This window comes from Mesorhizobium sp. M7A.F.Ca.AU.002.02.1.1 (assembly GCF_003998535.1).
Lineage (GTDB): Bacteria > Pseudomonadota > Alphaproteobacteria > Rhizobiales > Rhizobiaceae > Mesorhizobium > Mesorhizobium ciceri.
Map to the genome: position 1 here is coordinate 1 of NZ_RZPB01001394.1, position 683 is coordinate 683.

1 pseudogene is annotated in these 683 nt (G+C 60.5%); it reads left to right on the forward strand.

The features are described 5' to 3' along the window. Positions 1-683: pseudogene (locus EN879_RS37945) on the forward strand (coproporphyrinogen III oxidase); the annotation flags it as partial.

Below are 683 nucleotides of genomic sequence, written 5' to 3' on the forward strand. Positions count from 1 at the left end.
ATCTGGACCTGCTCTACGGCTTGCCGCACCAGACCAGGGAGAGCGTCTCCTCAACCGTCGCGCAGGCACTGACCCTGGAACCGGATCGGATGGCGTTGTTTGGCTACGCGCATGTACCCTGGTTCAAGAAGCATCAGACGATGATCGACGAGGCATGGTTGCCTGGTCCGGCACAGCGCCTTGCTCAATCACAACTGGCCGCGTGTCTTATGCTGAACGCGGGGTATGAGCCCGTCGGCTTCGACCATTTCGCCAAGCCCAACGATGCGTTGGCTGTAGCGGCCCGAACCGGCTGCTTGCGCCGGAATTTCCAAGGCTATACCGAGGATCGCTGCGAAACCTTGATCGGCCTCGGCCCATCGTCCATCAGTCAATTTCGCCAAGGCTATGTGCAGAATATGCCATCGAACACGGAGTATGGACGCATGGTCTCAGACGGTGGGCTGGCGGCTGTCCGCGGCATCGCGCTTTCCGACGACGACCGCGTCCGCGGCTGGATCATCGAGAGGCTGATGTGTGATTTCGCCTTCTCAGCCATCGAGCTGGTGGAGCGTTTTGGCAAAGCCGGCCAGAGGCTTCTGCTGAAGGCAAGTTCCACGGCCCTTCATGATCCGGCGCGGTTGCTTGAACTTGATGGTGACCGCTTCGTCGTGCCGGCGGAAAGCCGGCCCTTTGTCAGAAGC